Source organism: Sphingomonas sp. P2_B6 (genome assembly GCF_056404755.1).
In genome coordinates, this window is the sequence record NZ_JBFUDK010000019.1 from 50902 (window position 1) to 67043 (window position 16142).

Annotated in this window: 18 protein-coding genes; 9 read left to right on the forward strand and 9 right to left on the reverse strand. The window is 66.1% G+C overall.

Annotated elements, in window-relative coordinates:
- Window positions 1-123: 123 nt before the first annotated feature.
- A complete protein-coding gene (locus AC1DX5_RS20980) occupies window positions 124-3111 on the reverse strand; it encodes a TonB-dependent receptor plug domain-containing protein (RefSeq protein WP_478017239.1) in 2988 nt (995 codons plus the stop codon).
- Window positions 3112-4032: 921 nt separating this feature from the next.
- Here AC1DX5_RS20980 and AC1DX5_RS20985 point away from each other — a divergent pair.
- Together AC1DX5_RS20985 and AC1DX5_RS20990 are read left to right on the forward strand one after the other, a co-directional pair.
- Window positions 4033-4383 carry a PadR family transcriptional regulator gene (locus AC1DX5_RS20985; protein ID WP_465170470.1) on the forward strand — a complete coding sequence of 117 codons (351 nt, stop codon included), beginning with the start codon at window positions 4033-4035 and terminating at the stop codon, window positions 4381-4383.
- 1 nt (window position 4384) lies between these two features.
- The gene (locus AC1DX5_RS20990; RefSeq protein WP_478017240.1) at window positions 4385-5569 is read left to right on the forward strand and encodes an HAAS signaling domain-containing protein; all 1185 of its coding nucleotides are present in this window, start codon (window positions 4385-4387) and stop codon (window positions 5567-5569) included.
- Window positions 5570-5634: 65 nt separating this feature from the next.
- Here AC1DX5_RS20990 and AC1DX5_RS20995 read toward each other — a convergent pair whose 3' ends face one another.
- Together AC1DX5_RS20995 and AC1DX5_RS21000 are read right to left on the reverse strand one after the other, a co-directional pair.
- Window positions 5635-6615 carry a hypothetical protein gene (locus AC1DX5_RS20995; RefSeq protein ID WP_478017241.1) on the reverse strand — a complete coding sequence of 327 codons (981 nt, stop codon included), beginning with the start codon at window positions 6613-6615 and terminating at the stop codon, window positions 5635-5637.
- Window positions 6616-6654: 39 nt separating this feature from the next.
- Window positions 6655-7275 (reverse strand): DJ-1/PfpI family protein, encoded by a 621-nt coding sequence (locus AC1DX5_RS21000; RefSeq protein ID WP_465174687.1) that lies wholly within the window; start codon window positions 7273-7275, stop codon window positions 6655-6657.
- Between the two features lie 138 nt (window positions 7276-7413).
- Here AC1DX5_RS21000 and AC1DX5_RS21005 point away from each other — a divergent pair, with 138 nt between their 5' ends.
- The 7 genes from AC1DX5_RS21005 (at window position 7414) to AC1DX5_RS21035 (ending at window position 11883) form a co-directional block, all read left to right on the forward strand.
- The gene (locus AC1DX5_RS21005; protein ID WP_465170466.1) at window positions 7414-7755 is read left to right on the forward strand and encodes an ArsR/SmtB family transcription factor; all 342 of its coding nucleotides are present in this window, start codon (window positions 7414-7416) and stop codon (window positions 7753-7755) included.
- A 4-nt stretch (window positions 7756-7759) separates the two neighbouring features.
- Window positions 7760-8239, forward strand: coding sequence for an SRPBCC family protein (locus tag AC1DX5_RS21010; RefSeq protein WP_465174684.1), 480 nt, complete (start codon window positions 7760-7762; stop codon window positions 8237-8239).
- 17 nt (window positions 8240-8256) lie between these two features.
- Window positions 8257-8943 (forward strand): DNA alkylation repair protein, encoded by a 687-nt coding sequence (locus AC1DX5_RS21015; RefSeq protein WP_478017242.1) that lies wholly within the window; start codon window positions 8257-8259, stop codon window positions 8941-8943.
- A gap of 153 nt (window positions 8944-9096) precedes the next feature.
- The gene (locus tag AC1DX5_RS21020; protein ID WP_478017243.1) at window positions 9097-9705 is read left to right on the forward strand and encodes a glutathione S-transferase family protein; all 609 of its coding nucleotides are present in this window, start codon (window positions 9097-9099) and stop codon (window positions 9703-9705) included.
- A gap of 180 nt (window positions 9706-9885) precedes the next feature.
- Window positions 9886-10176 (forward strand): hypothetical protein, encoded by a 291-nt coding sequence (locus AC1DX5_RS21025; RefSeq protein ID WP_465170462.1) that lies wholly within the window; start codon window positions 9886-9888, stop codon window positions 10174-10176.
- Between the two features lie 76 nt (window positions 10177-10252).
- Window positions 10253-11089: a TIGR00266 family protein gene (locus AC1DX5_RS21030; protein WP_465174679.1), complete on the forward strand. Its 837-nt coding sequence runs from the start codon at window positions 10253-10255 to the stop codon at window positions 11087-11089.
- Window positions 11090-11214: 125 nt separating this feature from the next.
- Complete coding sequence (locus tag AC1DX5_RS21035; RefSeq protein WP_478017244.1) at window positions 11215-11883, forward strand: hypothetical protein; 669 nt, start codon at window positions 11215-11217, stop codon at window positions 11881-11883.
- A gap of 353 nt (window positions 11884-12236) precedes the next feature.
- On the opposite strand, the gene AC1DX5_RS21040 is transcribed toward AC1DX5_RS21035, so the two are convergent.
- The 6 genes from AC1DX5_RS21040 to AC1DX5_RS21065 all read right to left on the reverse strand — a co-directional run bounded on the left by AC1DX5_RS21040 (window position 12237) and on the right by AC1DX5_RS21065 (window position 16054).
- Window positions 12237-12554 carry a hypothetical protein gene (locus tag AC1DX5_RS21040; protein ID WP_478017245.1) on the reverse strand — a complete coding sequence of 106 codons (318 nt, stop codon included), beginning with the start codon at window positions 12552-12554 and terminating at the stop codon, window positions 12237-12239.
- A 289-nt stretch (window positions 12555-12843) separates the two neighbouring features.
- Window positions 12844-13215, reverse strand: a complete 372-nt coding sequence (gene arsC / locus AC1DX5_RS21045) for an arsenate reductase (glutaredoxin) (protein ID WP_478017246.1) — start codon at window positions 13213-13215, stop codon at window positions 12844-12846.
- Entirely contained in the window at window positions 13212-13874 is a 663-nt protein-coding gene (locus tag AC1DX5_RS21050) for an aquaporin (protein ID WP_478017247.1), read from the reverse strand. Before AC1DX5_RS21050 ends, arsC begins: the two co-directional genes overlap by 4 nt.
- A complete protein-coding gene (locus tag AC1DX5_RS21055; protein WP_465170456.1) occupies window positions 13871-14209 on the reverse strand; it encodes an ArsR/SmtB family transcription factor in 339 nt (112 codons plus the stop codon). The genes AC1DX5_RS21050 and AC1DX5_RS21055 overlap by 4 nt, the downstream gene beginning before the upstream one ends.
- On the reverse strand, window positions 14209-14628 hold the full coding sequence (locus tag AC1DX5_RS21060) for an ArsI/CadI family heavy metal resistance metalloenzyme (protein WP_465174674.1): 420 nt from the start codon (window positions 14626-14628) through the stop codon (window positions 14209-14211). Before AC1DX5_RS21060 ends, AC1DX5_RS21055 begins: the two co-directional genes overlap by 1 nt.
- 61 nt (window positions 14629-14689) lie before the next feature.
- Window positions 14690-16054 carry a PepSY-associated TM helix domain-containing protein gene (locus tag AC1DX5_RS21065; RefSeq protein ID WP_478017248.1) on the reverse strand — a complete coding sequence of 455 codons (1365 nt, stop codon included), beginning with the start codon at window positions 16052-16054 and terminating at the stop codon, window positions 14690-14692.
- Window positions 16055-16142: the final 88 nt, after the last annotated feature.

The window sequence follows — 16142 nt, forward strand, 5'->3', positions numbered from 1 at the left end:
TGAGGTTGCCCTCCTGCGCATCGCGGCCGCTTCGGCTGGCCAGTCTAGAGGAACGGCCGAAGCGATCGTGATCCGGACCGGTTGGGGCGGCGCCAGCGCGGCACCGCCCGTCCCCGGAATTGCTTAGAAGTCGACCTTCGCGCCGACGCGGAACGAACGGCCCAGGATGCCGGCTTCCGACACCACCGGGTTGTACAGATACGCGCCATAAGTCGTCGCATCGATCGATGCCTTGCGGTCGGCAACGTTCATCACGTCCGCATAGAGCGTGAAGCGATCGGCGACCTTGACCTGCCCGTGCAGGTCGACCGAGACGAACGACTTCACGTTGCACGCCTGATAGGCTTCGCCGTCCAGGTTGGTCGGGACGAGGCTGCAATCGCCGGCGGTGCCGCCCTGATCCTCGGCCGAATAATCGTAACCGCTGGTGTAATAGGCGGTTGCGGTCAGCGACCAGGGTCCGACGTCCAGCGTGTTCTGCCAGTTGCCGCGCCAGCGCTGCGTGCCCGAGCCGGCAGTCAGGTTGAAGTTGCCCAGCGTGCCCGCATAATGCTCGGTATGGCCGTCCGGGAAGCTGGTGTTGAGGTCGATGATATAGGTCGCCTCGGCATCCGTGGTGAACTTCACGTTGGAGCCAAGGTTGAACACGCCGCGCGCGCCGAAATCGAGGCCCGAGGTGTGGATCTTGTTGGCGTTGATGAAGCTGCCCTGCGCAAAGGCAACACGCTTCTGCGCGTTCGGATGATCGACGTCGGCCTCATCCTGGATGATCGTCACGCCGTTATAGCTCAGCTCGCCGGTCGCGTAGTAGTTGTCGATCGCCGACTGGAAGTTCACCGCGGTGATCGCGTTGGTCTTCTGGATGTTGTAATAATCGACCGTGAAGCTGATGTTGTGGACCGGCTCGAACACCGCGCCGACGGTGAAGTTGCGCGACTTCTCCGCCTTCAGATTCGGGTTGCCGACCGTGGTCTCGCCGATGCTGTAGGTGGTGAGGTAGTTGTTGAACTGGCCGGTCGGCGTCAGATGCTGGCTGCTGAAGCTGGTCGGCAGGTTGCCCGGCGTGACGGTGACATAGCCCGAGGTCGGCAGCGCGCCGGATTCGGCGAAGCTCGGGATACGGAAGCCCTTCGAGAAGGTGCCGCGGATCGCGAGCTGCTTGATCGGCGTGAACTTGGCGCCGATCTTCGGCGAGAAGTTGCTCTGGCCGCTGCTGTAATGGTCGTACCGGCCCGAACCGTTGATCTCGAGAATGTCGAGCACCGGCGCGTTGATTTCGAAATAGCCCGATTCGACCTCGCGCTTGCCGGTCGCGCCAAAGGCGTTCAGGCGGAAATAGCGCTCGGTCGGGCCGGCATAGTCCGGGTTGCCGCTGGGATCGTACAGCGATTCGTGACGGAAGGCGCCACCGACGGCAACCTGCAGCGGACCGCCGGGCAGCTGGAAGAAGTCCCTCGAGACGGTGCCCTGGATCTGGTAGAGATGCGAGTTCTGGTGGTTGATCTGGGTCGGCGTCAGATAGTCGAGCGCCGCCTGGCTGGTCTGTTCCGGATGCACGAAGTTGTACGAGCCATCGGCCACTTCATCGAGCAGATGCTGGATATAGACATAGCCCTTGGCCGTCGTCTTCAGCTTGCTGATCATCGCGGTACCGTCGATCGCATAGTTCCAGTCGCCACCGAACGTGCCGTGCAGGCCAAGCGCCCCGCGGAACACGTCGCTCTGCGACGAATTGAACTCGATGCTGGTCGGCAGGCGGCCGGCGATGCGTGCCACCTGGCCCTGTGCCGCGAACGGGTTGTTCGGGTTCAGGGTGCCGTTGGCGGCGGTGCAGGCGGCGGTGGTGCCGCGCGCGCAGATATAGACCGGCAGGGTGATGACAGTCGCGCCGGCCGAGGTGCTGTAGGCCGGGAAGTCGATGCCCGCCGGAGCGTTGGCCCGGAAGATGCTGGCGAGGCCGGTATAGGCCGAATAGCTGTGCTCGTAATTGAACTCGGCGGTCAGCTCGCTGCCGCCCAGCACGTTCGCGGTCAGATGGGCGGAGCCGCCATAGCGGTGCATCTCCGGCTCGATCTGGCCGTAATCATGCGTGACGTCCTGCTGGCAGACGGTGCGCGGCGCGGTCGGGTTGTTGGCGTACTCGGTGTCCGTCAGCGTGTAGGACGTCAGGTTGCCGCAGCCGTTGAGCAGCTGATAGCGGCCGAGCGCGGTGGTGTTGGTCGCATCATAGGGGCGGACGATGAACGCGTCGGGCGCGGTCGACAGGCCGTTATAGATGCCGTTGGTGACGCCGTTCGCGATGTTGTTCGGGCCGCAGACGCCGGCATGGCAGAGGCGGGTCTGGTCGTCGGTGTTGAACGGATAGTCGCGGTCGCGATTGTACAGCGCAGACTGGTCCAGATAATGGCCGCTGACATAGACGTTATAGCCCTGCTCGCTCAGGTCGCCATAACCGAAGGTCGCGCTCAGGCGATGGTTGGCCGCGTCGCCGCGCTGGCTCACGCCGGCCTCGGCGGCGGCGTGGAGACCCTTGATCTCCTTCTTGGTGATGATGTTGACCACGCCGGCGACGGCGTCCGCGCCATAGGTCGACGAGGCACCGTCCTTCAGCACGTCGACGCGCTCGACGATCTCGTCGGGGATGGTGTTCAGGTCAACGAAGTTGCGCGTGCCGTCGTCAGCCAGCGGGTAATAAGCGGCGCGCAGGCCGTCGAACAGCACCAGCGTGGACGAGGTGGTGAGGCCGCGCAGCGACACCGACGACGCACCGCCGGCGAACGCGCCGTTCGCGGTGAAGCTGTTGGTCAGCGCCGGGCCGTTATTGGCGGCGAGCGTCTGGATAGCGCCCTGCACCGTGGTGATGCCGCGCTTCGCGATGTCGTCCGCGGTCAGCACGGTGACGGGCGAAGGCGTCTCCGTGTCGGTGCGGCGGAACAGCGTGCCGGTGACGACGATGTCCGCGCCGCCGGTATCGGCAGCCTGGTCGGTCTGGCCGGTGGCAGGGGCGTCCTGCGCGAAGGCGGGCGTCGCGGTCAGCGACAGGAAGGCGGCTGCCGTGGCGGCACCCGCAAGCAACCTGGCTTTGCGCAGGGAGGGAGTGGCATTGATCACAGAGAAAGCTCCTCACTGATTCCGCAGCCGGCGCGCGATCGCGCCGCCTCGAGCGGACTTATGTTTTCAAGTCTCTGGGACCATGCATCCCGGCCCCCCGAGACATGATGGAGCGGCAATGAAACCGGGCAGCGGGCGCTGTAAAGAATGTGTAGTGCCGGCCAGTTTTTTCGGGAGACGACGTGCCTGAAAAGCCACGAAATCTGTTAGTTAATCCGAACCGGGCCTATGCGCGCCATGTGATGAAACGGCATGGCATGGACCAGAAACGGTCATAAGCAGATGCCGTAATAATCAAATAAAACGGCCTCATTTTCATCTCAGCCTGTCGCCATTGGGGAATGGCTCAGCAACATTTCCTTACAAAAGGGACATGTGTGCTGGCGTCGGACTCCCAACGGCCTTTCGGGTCCTGGACACCGCATCATAGGGGAGCGGATCGTCATGCCTCGACACGGACTCTTGCAATAAATCGCCGGTAGGCGAGGCTGCCGATGGGGTCGAAAGTCGGGTTCTGTCTGAGCCTGGGCGGGGCGGTCAGTGTAAATGGCCGTCGCAACAGGCCCATAATAGGACCGTTACAGCCCTAATATCTCGATCGCCTAACCGCTCGTCGTGCCAAGATTGACGCCAGATGAACCGAATTCGGGCCGCAAGCGCATATAGGGCCGAATAAGACACAAAAATATGGCGTCGGGACGGACTGCATAGACGACGCCATATGTCTCAATCCTCACCAGGTGACGCAAACATGACAAATTTGTCATGTTTGCCGACAAGAGCAGCAGAAAATCGGCCGAAATGGTCCTTTGCGTTCGGCCCTCATTGCCGTCCTCCCAAAAAAGCCGACTCCGCTTGACTCATTATCACGCTATGTGACATACACTGTATATCACATAGTGTATGTCAGGCAGCATGTAGATGACCATCGACCCCGATCTGTTCGAATCCATGCGGATGGAACTCCGCCGCGGATCGCTGGTGCTGGCGGTGCTCGCCCGGCTTACCGAGGAGCGGTACGGCTATACGCTGCGCCAGGCGCTGGCTGCCGACGGGCTCGAGATGGAGGAAAGCACCCTCTATCCGCTGCTTCGCCGGCTGGAGACGCAGGGGCTGCTCCACAGCGAATGGCGCGAGGAGGAGAAGCGCAGGAAGCGCTTCTATCGCCTGTCGCCGATGGGCGTCGCGATGCTCGCCGCGCTCACCACCGAATGGCGCGGCATCAACGCCTCGCTCGACAAGATCCTTCCCCTCTCCGGCGAAAGGCCCTGACATGGACATGCTCGAAACCTATCTCGACGCGGTCGCGGCGCAGCTGCCGCGCGACGCCGCCGACGACATCGTGGCCGAACTGCGCGACACCCTGCTGTCGCAGTTCGAGGAGCGCGAGGAAGCGCTTGGCCGGCCGCTGACCGACGAGGAGCGCGAGGAGGTGTTGCGCGCGATGGGCCATCCGCTCGTCGTGGCGGCGCGCTATCGCAAGGGGCCGCAGATGCTGATCGGGCCCGAGCTCTTCCCCTATTGGCTGTTCGCGGTGAAGGCGGGGCTGCTGATCATGGCGGCGGTTTATGCCCTGACCATGATGCTGAAGCTGGTCGGCAGCCCGCTCGATGCGGGGCAGGCCGTCGCGCAATCCTTTCACGGCCTGTTCGGCGCCGGGCTGACGGTGATCGGCCTGGTGACGCTGGCGGGCGCAATCTGCGAGCATTTCGGGCTGCGGCCGCCCTATCTCGACACCTGGCGGGTCAAGGATCTGGAGATATTGAAGTTCGGCGATCCGGCGCGCTGGGCGAAGCATCTCGGCATCGATGCGTCGGCGAAGAAGGCCGATCGGGACGAGCCGGAGGATTCTCCCCGTGGCAGTGCAGGAATGCGGGCACCCGAAGAGCGCCCAGCGCCGGGACCACGGGTGAAGAAGCTGCGCGGCTGGCCGGGATCGGACGCCTTTTTCTCGCTGATCGGTGGGTTGGTGTTCGCTGCCTGGTGGGCCGGCCTGCTGCACATCCCGGGTCTCGCGCGCTACGATCTCGACGGCGGCACGGTGACGGTCGCGGGCGCGCCGATCTGGGCCGAGCTTTATCTGCCGATCCTCGTCTATGTGCTGGTGCAGGTGGCGGTCGACGCGGTCGGCGTCTTGCAGCCCGCCGCGGTCCGGCTGCGCGCCGCGCTGCAGATACCGGTCGCGTTGGTCGGCATTGCGCTGGCCTGGACGATCCTCAATGCCGGCACCTGGTTCATCCTGAGCCGGGCGGGCGTCGACGTCCCGGTCGGTCGAAACGTCACCCTGGTCAGCGTCGAGGCACTGCGCGGCATGCACGGCCTCGGCCACACCCTGCAGGGTACGGCGACCGGCATCGGCGTGATCACGGCCTGGGTGCTGCTCATCACGATGATCTCGCTGGGGTTCAAGATCGGCAAGAGCCTGTGGCTGCTCTTCGCCTCGCGCCGCTATGCCTGAATGGTCCTGGAAAAGGGGTCAGAAGTGATTTAACGAAAAATCACTCTGACCCCTTTTTGATTGAGTCACGAACAGGACAGGCGGATCTGTTGCGCGGGCTTGTCGAACAGGATCGACGAGCAGCCGGACAGCGCGTCAGCGCCCAACATGAGCCGGTCGCGTTTCGGGTCGTGCTTGCCCTTGGCGACCACCACCACTTCATCGGGATCGCTCTTCGGGGCATCGGCCTCGGGGATGTCCCTGGTGCTCCCGCCGTCCGCGACCCGCATAGCGAGCGTGCTCAGCTGGAGATGGCCGATCGGGAAGGGGCGGTCGAGCGTCAGCGTGCGGACCGGGCGGGCGATGCCGAACGCGATGATCGCGGGGGTGGCCTCGCCCGACAAGGTGCCACCGAACAGGGCGGCGAGGCGCTTGCCCGCGCCGGCATTGGCGATGCTGCGCGGCTGGCGCGGGTCGAAGCCGACCCGGAGCGGCTCACCGCCGACCGCGATCGTCGCCGTGCTGACGAACCACCCGCCGAACAGGCCATTGCCGGTCATGGGGAGCGTGACCATGCGTTCGCCCGGCCGGGGCGGCCGAAGGTCGAAGCGCACGATCTCCTCGGGCACGCCGGCCGGGCCGATCGCCGCATCGGCGCCTTCGGCAAAGGGTCGCGGCGTCCATCCGACACGGTTCTTTTCGGTGCGTTGCCCCCAATCGATCCGCGTCACTTGAGTGCGCCCGATGACGCGTTCCGTGCCGATGACATAGGCGACCCCGAAACCGAGCACGCCGCCACCCTTCAGGTCGGCGCGCGCCGCATAATCGGCCGTCATCAGCAACAGGCCCGGTGCCGCGGGATCGATCCTGAGCTTTCCGGGGGCGCCGTTGATCGTCACGTTCACCACGCCGTCGCCGGGGACGACGCGTTCCGTCGCCGGGGCGGAGGCGCCGACCAGGAGCAGCGCCGATGCTGCCGCGATGAATGATCTCAAGGCGACGCCCTCCCACTGACCATGGGGAAAGCTCGCCTTCAATTGCGGCGTGAGCATGTCGCGGGCGCTCATCAGGCCGTCGCGCAACCTTCCGCACGCCCCGAACCGGCGTCACGCCGCGATTTGCGTGGCTCCGGGCAGGAACGGGCCGACCACCGCCAGTGCCCGCCTGACATACTCGTCCTTCTGCCCGACCGGCGCGACATAATGCATCGCCGCTTCGGCATCGGCCATGCCGGCGCCGCGCGCGATCATCCAGGTCGCGAGATATTGCGCGGCGAGGCATCCGCCCGCCGTCGCGACATTGCCGTGCGCCACGAACGGCGCGTCGAGCACCTCGACACCGGCCTCGATCACCCAGGGCCTGGTGGTGAGATCGGTGCAGGCGGGTAGGGTGCCGACCAGGCCGAGCTTGGCGAGCAGCAAGGTGCCGGAGCATTGCGCCCCGATCAGCTGGCGCGCCGGGTCGAGCGCGATGCGCGACAGCATCTCCGGATCGGCGGCGATCTCGCGCGTCCTGATGCCGCTGCCGATCAGCACCGCATCGGCCTCGGCGGCGAAGTCGAGCGGCCTTTGGCGGCGGACGGTCACGCCGTTCATCGAGGTCACTTCCTCGGTCGGGCAGGTGATGTGCGCCGCCCAGCCCTTCGCGCGCAGCCGGTTGAGGATGGCGGCCGCGACGAACGAGTCGAGCTCGTTGAATCCGTCGAACGTCAGGACCGCGATCTGCACGATGATCTCCTCAGGAGTCGGGGAGGGCGCCTTAGCAAGTCGCGGCCCGCGGTGAAACACGCGTAACCGACAGCCACTTGACTACCTGTGGCGATGTATATAACTAATCAGTTATTGAACTGACAGGTTATAGAACAAATGACGCCGCAGCATCTCGACGCCACCTTTGCCGCCCTGGCCGATCCGACCCGCCGCGCGATCCTCGCGCGGCTGGCGACGGGGGAGGCGACGGTGGGCGAGCTCGCTCATCCGTTCGCGATGAGCCAGCCGGCCATCTCGAAGCATCTGAAAGTGCTCGAACATGCCGGGCTGATCCGGCGCGGGCGCGACGCGCAGCGCCGGCCGTGCCGGATCGAGGCGGGGCCGCTGAAGGAAGCCAATGCCTGGATCGAGCGCTACCGCTCGATCTGGGAGGGCAATTACGAGCGGCTCGACGCCCTGCTCGCCGAGCTGAAAACCACCGATAAGCCCAAGGAGTGACGTGATGCCGACCCCCGTTGACGTGACGACCCCGTCCGACCGCGAGATCGTGGTCAAGCGCCGCTTCGATGCACCGCGCAGCCTGATCTGGGATTGCCATACCAGGCCCGAACTGATGCAGCGCTGGATGCTCGGCCCGCCCGGCTGGACCATGCCGGTGTGCGAGATCGATCTGAGCGTGGGCGGCGGATATCGCTATGTCTGGCGTAACGCGGACGGGCGCGAGCTCGTCTCGCAGGGCGAGCATATCGAGATCGCCGCGCCCGGGCGGCTCGTCACCACGGAGCGCATGCAGGGATTCGACGGCGCCTCGGTCAACACCATGGTGCTGAGCGAGGAAGGCGGGGGCACCTTGCTGACCCTGACCATGGTCTTCCCGACCAGCGAGATCAGGGATGGGGCGCTGCGCTCCGGCATGGCCGACGGCATGGCGATGAGCTACGACCGCATTCAGGAGATCGCGGACGAGCAGAAGGTCGGCTGACCATGACGGCGGGGGTCATGTCGGAACGGGTAGAGGCGGTGATGCGCGCGCTGCAAGGCGCGGCGTCGGCGCGGGTCCGGGACGAGATGGGCCCCCGTTTCGGCATCCACACCGACAAGGCGATGGGCGTGCCGATGGCGGCACTCCAGGCAATCGCGAAACCGCTCTACCCCGATCACGCGCTGGCCGCCGCTCTGTGGGAAACAGGGTGGTACGAAGCGCGGATGGTCGCCTGCATGGTCGACGACCCCGGCCAGGTGAGGCCGGCGCAGATGGATGCCTGGCGCATGGATTTCGACAATTGGGGGATCGTCGACACGGTCTGCGCCAGGCTGTTCGACCGGGTGCCCTGGGCCTTTGCGAAGATCGACGACTGGGCCGGGCTGAACGACGAATTCGGGCGCCGCGCCGCGTTCGCGCTGCTGGCGTGCTGCGCGATCCACCGTCGGGGCGGGGATGCCGACTATCGGCGCGGGCTGGCGCTGATCGAGGCGTACGCGACCGACGATCGCAATTTCGTGAAGAAGGGTGTCAACTGGGCGCTGCGGGCGATCGGCCTGAAGGCGAGCGCGGCATTGCAGGCCGAGGCGCGGGAGACGGCGGCGCGGCTGGCCGCCTCGCAGGACCGGGCGGCGCGGTGGAACGGAAAGGATGCGCTCAGGGCGTTCGCGAAGGCGGATGGGAAGGTGGCGAAGGGGGCATAACCCTCCCGTTCGTCCTGAGCTTGTCGGGCCGACGGCGAGCGAAGCTCAACGACTGTTCTTCCCCCTTCGTCGAGAGAAAGAACAGTGCTTCGACAAGCTCAGCACGAACGGAAGAGAGATGTTGGTAGACCGACAGCACCAAGGAGTACCACCATGATCACCATCTACAATTTCGCCGGCGGCGCGCGTGGGCTTCGCGTCGCGTGGCAATGCGAGGAAATGGGGCTGGCCTATACGCCGGTCTCGCTGACCTATCCGACGCCGCCCGACTATCGCGCGAAATATCCGCCGGGGTCAGTGCCGTTCCTCGAGGACGAGGGCGGCGTCGGCCTGGGCGAATCCGTCGCGATCATGCTCTATCTCGCCGAGTGCTACGGCCCGACGCCGCTGCTGCCGCGCGCTCCCGCGGCGCTGGCGCGGGTGCTTCAGTTCACCGTCTTCGCCGAAAGCGCGATCGGCGGCACGATGAACGCGCTGATGGCGGCGAAGTTCGGGGCGCCCGAGGCGGACAAGACCAACTGGTCGGTGCGTCTGGGAGAGGGGAGTGTGGCGAGCGGTCTTGCCTATGTCGCCGCGGTGCTCGGCGACCGGGCGTTCCTGGTCGGCGACGACATCACGCTCGCCGATATCGCGGTGGCGCCGGCGCTCGGCATGTGGCGGGCGGCGCTGGGCGGCGAGATCCCCGCACCGCTCGAGGCGTGGCGCGCGCGGCTGGCGGAACGGCCGGCCTATCAACGGGCGCGGGCCGCGTTCCCACGCTGACCCGGGCGCGACCAACCAAGTCCAATTCGGACCCATATCCGCCCATTTACCGCTATCTCAAGCGCGGGGCGAGGGCGGAACGCTTGCGACTTTATTTCCCGTTCGGCCCTTTCGCGGTTTGCTTTAAATACCGTTTAGGACCTATATTGGCGCTCGGAGTAGGGGCTCCGAGGGGGGAGAATGAGGAAGGTTTTCAAACGGAAGGCGGCCGTCACGGTCGCGTTCCGGCCGGAGGTCGCACCTGATTTGCGGGACGGTGCGCAAAAGGCGATCCTGGCGGGGCGCTACATGATTTTCGGTGGCGCGGAGGAAGGCACGGCGACGCTGTTGCTGAGCGGCGAACCGCGACTGGTCGCGATCGTGCGCAAGGCAGCCGAGGAGCCCGGTCAGGCGCCGGCGTTCGACGTGCTCGCGGTGCGCGAGGCGCAGGCCGATATCGATCGCGAACGGGAAGAGCTGAGCCGGCTTTAGCAATAGGGCGGCAACGCAGTGGCGAATCGTGATGCTTCCCGGCTAGGCTCCGCGCCAACCATCGGGAGCCTTTGCCATGACCAATCCCAGCCCCTGGGCGCATCACCGCAGCGCCGGCATTGCCGACGACATCGATTTCGAAATCAAGGGCCAGGAACTGCAGTTCCTCGAGATCGAGCTCGATCCCGGCGAGAGCGCGGTGGCGGAGGCTGGCGCGCTGGTGTGGAAGGATGCCGCGGTCGGCATGACCACGGTGTTCGGCGATGGCAGCGGGGATAGCGGCGGCGGCTTCATGGGCAAGCTGCTCGGCGCGGGCAAGAGGCTGGTCACGGGCGAGAGCCTGTTCACCACCGTCTTCACCCATAATGGCTCGGGCAAGGCGCGCGTCGCCTTCGCCTCGCCCACCCCGGGCGCGATCCTGCCGCTGAAGCTGTCCGATTATGGCGGGCGGCTGATCTGCCAGAAAGACAGCTTCCTCGCGGCCGCCAAGGGCGTGTCGATCGGCATCGAGTTCCAGCGGCGCATGATGACCGGCCTGTTCGGCGGCGAAGGCTTTATCATGCAGCGGCTCGACGGCGATGGCTGGGTGTTCGTCCAGATGGGCGGCACCGTGGTCGAACGCCAGCTCGCGCCGGGCGAGCAGCTCCATGTCGATACCGGCTGTCTCGCTGCCTATACGCCGGGCGTGGATTTCGATCTGGTCGCGGCCGGCGGCGTGCGCAGCGCGCTGTTCGGCGGCGAAGGCCTGTTCTTCGCGCGGCTGACCGGGCCGGGGCATGTGTGGATCCAGTCTCTGCCCTTCTCGCGCCTGGCCGGGCGCATGCTGGCGGCGGCGGGCAGCCGCGGTGGCCAGAATCGCGGCGAGGGATCGGTGCTGGGCGGGCTGGGCGACCTGATCGGCGGCAACAACTAGGGTCGATTCAAATCTTTTGCCGCCAAGCCTAGCCACCTCCTGAACCATATTCCAGCCCCGCCGCTTATGGAATGGCTGGAACATTTGTAGTACAGATGGGTCGAATCAGACGCGGAGTGGGGCAGATGGGGCGCCAGTGGATTGGTTTGGGTAGCGTCGTGGCGTTACTCGCGCTTGCGGCGTGCGGCGACGAGAAGCCTCCACGTGCCGCGCCCGATGGCTCCCAAGGTCGCGCATCGCCCGCCCCCGGTCAGGTGGTCACATCCGCCGCGGCGCGCCAGCCCGTAACGGTGGCGGATGCAGCAAATGGCGCCGGGGCGGATCGAGCGAAGGAAGAGGTGCAGGAAGTGCCATTGCCGGCGCGGCCCATTCCCCAGGTCGGCGATATCGTGCCGAACGATTGGGCACCGCTGAAGGGCGGTTGGTCCCATACTGGCAGCGGCCTCTGCGGTTTGGAAAGCGATGATTGCGGCGTCGACCACTATGACCAGTTGCAACCCGGCGGCCCCAATATCGGCCACTCCCTCTATGTGGTCACGCAGGTTGCGGAACGAGCCGCCTCGGGCGGCATTTCGAAGGGGCGCGTCACCCTTGTCTTTTATGCTCGCCTCACCGAGCTGGAGTCGAAATTTTGTTCCATCGGCGGGCGCCCAGCGGTCGTCGCGTTTGCGGACCATAATTGGAAGAACGGCACCGCGTACATCACGGACGGCAAGACATTGCAGATCAGGCGGTGGCGCGACAAAGCGCCGCCGGATTGCCCGCCACCGGAGGATCCGGAGGAGCGGGACTAAGCCGCACTGCCCGCGCGGTTCGATCCTGCGACGAGGGATGAAGCGTCGATGTATTACGCTATATGTATGATCCAGTGGATGTCTCTACTCCCGCGACGAGGTCGTTACTTGGGAGATGACCGAAATGACGCGAAGAGGAAAATGGACGCCCCTCACGGCATTCTATAGCTCCATGTTCGGTCCGTTCATATTTCAAGCTGACGCCGTGAGATGATGGTTTCCATGACGCGCTGGCAATCCGTAATACTGACTGCGCTGCCTATCCAGTGCCGCGTTGCGCGGAACGGCTGGACGACGCGATGCGCAGGATGGTGAAGGATTTGACGTCTCCCTGAGCGGACATCTCGCCCCGCTCAGATCAGCCGGGCGTTTTCGCCATTGCCGTCCTCGCCCGTGCTGTGAAAGCCATCGGGCGGCGCGAGATCGTCGAGCGCATCGGCGTCCATGTCGGGCATCGACCCTTCGCCGGTCAGGTCGATCAGCGCCTGATCGAGCCTGAGCCCGACCGCGATCAGGCCCATCTCATCGGCCATGGCGAGCGCGGCGCGGATCAGTTCGGCGAGATCGGCTTCGGCCTGGCCCGCGGCGCCACGATAGGTGGCGCTCATGCCGGGATGAACCGACGCTGGCAGGAACCGGGGCAGGAACTGGCCGACCGAATCGGCTGGCAATGGATACGCATGAACATGGGCCCTCTTTTCCCTTCGATGCAGCGATATGAAGGGGCGTGCAACGGGTATCATACCCGATTCGGGACTCCACGGGCCTGTTGATGCCCGTGAAGGGCGCGTTGCGTTACTTTCGTTCCTCTTCGATATGCCGGATATGATTGGTATCAGGGCGAAGAAAGACTTTCGTTATACAGCCTTTGTTTGGCGATCGGGAGAATTCCAGTGGCCTGAGATGGACGAATCGCCGAACTTTTCCTCCATAATGGACACGATCATGGCACCCGCAGCCTCAGGCCGGCGTCTGGTCGAGCAGCGCCAGTACCGTCTCGGACGGGCGGCACAGTTTCGTGCCCTTGGGCGTCACCACGATCGGGCGGTTCACCAGGATCGGGTCGCGCAGCATCGCCCCCAGGATCGCCTCGTCCGGCACCGCCGGGTCGAGCAGGCCAAGCTCGGCGGCGGGCGTGCCCTTGTCGCGCAGCAGGTCGCGCGGGGTGGCCTGCATCGCGGCGAGCAGGCCGTCGAGCTGGGCGCGGGTCCAGCCGGTGCGACGATAGTCGATCACGACGGGACTGTGACCGGCCGCCTCGATCATCGCCAGCGCGTTGCGCGACGTGCCGCAATCGGGGTTGTGATAGATGGTGACGGGAAATTCGCTCATTGGGGACTCTCCTCGAGCAGCCAGCCGAAGACGATCGCCGCCGCCAGGGCGCCGGCGATCTGGCAGGCGATGAACAATGGCACCGATCCAGGGGCGATGCCGGCGAAGCTGTCCGACAGGCTGCGCGCCACCGTTACGGCGGGGTTGGCGAAGCTGGTCGAGGCCGTGAACCAATAGGCAGCGGTGATGTAGAGGCCGACCGCCATCGGCGTCGCCTCGGGCCGCGCCCGCTGCGTGGCGAGGATCGTACCGATCAGGCCGAAGGTCGCGACGGCTTCCGAAAAACCCTGGGCCGGGCCGTCGCGCAGCCTGGTCGAGACCTGCAGCAGCGGCTCGGCGAACATCGCATGCGCGGTCCAGACGCCGACCGCGCCGCCGGCAAGCTGGGCCGCGACATAAAGGCCGGCCATGCGCGCCGCGATGCCCCGCCGCAGCAGCACCACGAGCGTCACCGCCGGGTTGAAATGCGCGCCCGACACCGGCCCGAGCATCTGGATCAGTACCACCAGCCCCGCCCCGGTCGCAATCGAGTTGGCGAGCAAGGCGATGGCCATGTTGCCGCCGGCCAGCCGCGCACCCATGATGCCCGACCCCACGACGATCGCGAGCAGCAGCGCCGTGCCCAGGCCTTCCGCCGCGAGGCGGCGCGCCGCTGTCACGCGCAGCAGCTGGGTTGCGCTAAATCGGGCAGGGGCGCGCAGATCTCCGGCCGGCCGGCACAGCAATCCTCGATCAGGAAACCGAGCAGGCCGCGCATGCCCTCATAATCCGCCGAATAGATCACCGATCGGCCGTCGCGCCGCGACCGGATCAGCCCGGCATGGCCGAGGATGGTGAGGTGGCTCGACAAGGTATTGGGCAGCGCGCCGACCTCGCGCGCGATATCGCCCGCCGCCATGCCCTCGGGACCGGCCCGCACCAGCAGGCGGAAGACGGCGAGGCGGCTGGCATGGGCAAGGGCGGACAGCGCCTCGACGGCGACGGGCAACTGCATCAGCAACAAGCCTTTGCGGGAGCAGAGGCTGGGATGACTTCGTCCTCGCCATAGGAGGTCGCGCCGCCATGCGTGAAGAAACTCTCCCAGCGCACGCCGGCGGTGTCGGTCACCCAGCTCTTGTCGGATTTGGCGTAGCAGCAGGTGGTCGCTTCCTGGTCGAACGTCGTCTCGCCCGCTGCCTTGAGCCGCGTCGCGAGTTCGCCCAGTTCGTCGGCGCTGTCGACCTGGATGCCAACATGGTCGACCCCGGTAGCGCGGGCGCGCGACGAGATGGCGAGATTCACCCGCGGGTCCTCGAGCATCCATTTGGCATAATCGGGCTGCACCACGATCGGCGCTGCGCCGAACAGGGTGGTGTAGAAACCGATCGCCGGTTCGATCTCGGGCACGCTGATATGCAGATGCAGGCGCTTCATCGCGGGTCTCCTCTTGCTTCTATATTTCGAATATCGCCGAAATATCGATTCGACAAGCGGTTTATGCCGGTCTCAGCCCGAGCCAGTGCCGCGCCCCCGGCAGGTGCCGCAGGACCAGGCGTTCGGCCAGCAGCACCGCAACCAGGGTCACGCCGAGCAGCGGCAGGAACAGGCCGAGCCCGACCAGCAGCACGACGAACCCGATCGCGACGGCGCGCGGCGCCAGCGCGGGCGGGGCGCCGAGCACGTCGCCCGGTCGCCGGCGCCACCACATCACCACGCTGCTGACCGAAAGCAGGATCAGCCCGAGCGCGGTGGCGAGGTTCATCAGCTGGTTGAGCCAGCCGAACAATTGCCCCTCATGCACCGCGACGCCGTACCCCACCATCCGGTCGATCAGCCGGCGCTGGGCGAAGTCGCTGCGGGAGAGCACCGCGCCGCTCGCGCCGTCGAGCGTCAGGTCGGTGCGCATCGGCCGGTTGGCCGCGTCCGACTTGGCGGTCCAGGGCTCCCCCATGCCGGTCGGCGGGGCGATCAGCACCGGCGCGGCGAGGTTGAGCGGGGTGACGGTCGCGATCAGCCGGTCGAGCGGGGCGTAGGAACCCATCGGATGCGCCATCGCCATGCCGCCATGTTCGGCATGCTCGCCCATCATCGCGCGGGTGCCGGCATCGGCGGTGGCAGGTGCCTTCAGCTCACCGGCGCTCCCCGTCGTCCAGTCCTGCTTCACCATCTGGCCTTCGGCGACGGTCCGGATCGTCTTGAGATACCCGCCCCAGCTCTTCGCCCAGGGCAGGCCCGACAGCAGCATGAACAGCGCCAGCGCCGAGACCCAGAAACCGGTAACGCCGTGCAGGTCGCGCCAGAAGCGCCGCCCGCCGGATCGCAGCCGTGGATAGAGCACACCGCCCAGCCCGCCGCCACGCGGCCACCACAGGAACAGGCCCGACAGGATCATCACGATCGCCCAGGAGGCCGCCAATTCCACCAGATAGGAGCCCGCGGTGCCCGCGAGCAGCTCGCCATGCAGGCGGAACACGATGCGCATCAGCCGCTGGTCCTCGTCGACCGTCTTCAGCACGGCGAGCGACTGCGGATGGACATAGACCCGCGTCTCCTGCGCCCCCGCGCCGACGATCACCTGCACGGCCTGGTCGGGCGTGTCCGGCAACTGATAGCGGTGGAGCACTGACCCCGGCACCGCGCGCACCGCGGCGGCGGCCTGCTGCGCGGCGGTGGCGCGGGGGCCGGTGATGTCGAGATGGGCATAGGGCCGGTCGATCAGTGTCTCGATCTGCGGGCGGAACAGATAGATTGATCCCGTCACCGCCAACCACAGCACGAACGGGATGCAGAACAGTCCGGCATAGAAATGCCAGCGCCAGATGGCGTTGTAGCCGGGCCAGCGGCGTGGGGTGGTGCTCATGAGTGAGGTCCTTGGAGGCGGATCCGGCTTTGTCCGTTCAATATAAGCCCCTCCCCTTCAGGGGAGGGGAAAGGGGTGGGGCAGCGGC

Bases quoted from the DNA above. Each gene is read 5' to 3' on its own strand.
- AC1DX5_RS21020 (WP_478017243.1), top strand. From the start codon at position 9,097: ATGATCACCATCTACAATTTCGCCGGCGGCGCGCGTGGGCTTCGCGTC.
- AC1DX5_RS21030 (WP_465174679.1), top strand. From the start codon at position 10,253: ATGACCAATCCCAGCCCCTGGGCGCATCACCGCAGCGCCGGCATTGCC.
- AC1DX5_RS21035 (WP_478017244.1), top strand. From the start codon at position 11,215: ATGGGGCGCCAGTGGATTGGTTTGGGTAGCGTCGTGGCGTTACTCGCG.
- AC1DX5_RS21060 (WP_465174674.1), bottom strand. From the start codon at position 14,628: ATGAAGCGCCTGCATCTGCATATCAGCGTGCCCGAGATCGAACCGGCG.
- AC1DX5_RS21025 (WP_465170462.1), top strand. From the start codon at position 9,886: ATGAGGAAGGTTTTCAAACGGAAGGCGGCCGTCACGGTCGCGTTCCGG.
- AC1DX5_RS20995 (WP_478017241.1), bottom strand. From the start codon at position 6,615: ATGAGCGCCCGCGACATGCTCACGCCGCAATTGAAGGCGAGCTTTCCC.
- AC1DX5_RS21005 (WP_465170466.1), top strand. From the start codon at position 7,414: ATGACGCCGCAGCATCTCGACGCCACCTTTGCCGCCCTGGCCGATCCG.
- AC1DX5_RS21055 (WP_465170456.1), bottom strand. From the start codon at position 14,209: ATGCAGTTGCCCGTCGCCGTCGAGGCGCTGTCCGCCCTTGCCCATGCC.
- arsC (WP_478017246.1), bottom strand. From the start codon at position 13,215: ATGAGCGAATTTCCCGTCACCATCTATCACAACCCCGATTGCGGCACG.
- AC1DX5_RS21065 (WP_478017248.1), bottom strand. From the start codon at position 16,054: ATGAGCACCACCCCACGCCGCTGGCCCGGCTACAACGCCATCTGGCGC.
- AC1DX5_RS21010 (WP_465174684.1), top strand. From the start codon at position 7,760: ATGCCGACCCCCGTTGACGTGACGACCCCGTCCGACCGCGAGATCGTG.
- AC1DX5_RS21015 (WP_478017242.1), top strand. From the start codon at position 8,257: ATGTCGGAACGGGTAGAGGCGGTGATGCGCGCGCTGCAAGGCGCGGCG.
- AC1DX5_RS20985 (WP_465170470.1), top strand. From the start codon at position 4,033: ATGACCATCGACCCCGATCTGTTCGAATCCATGCGGATGGAACTCCGC.
- AC1DX5_RS20990 (WP_478017240.1), top strand. From the start codon at position 4,385: ATGGACATGCTCGAAACCTATCTCGACGCGGTCGCGGCGCAGCTGCCG.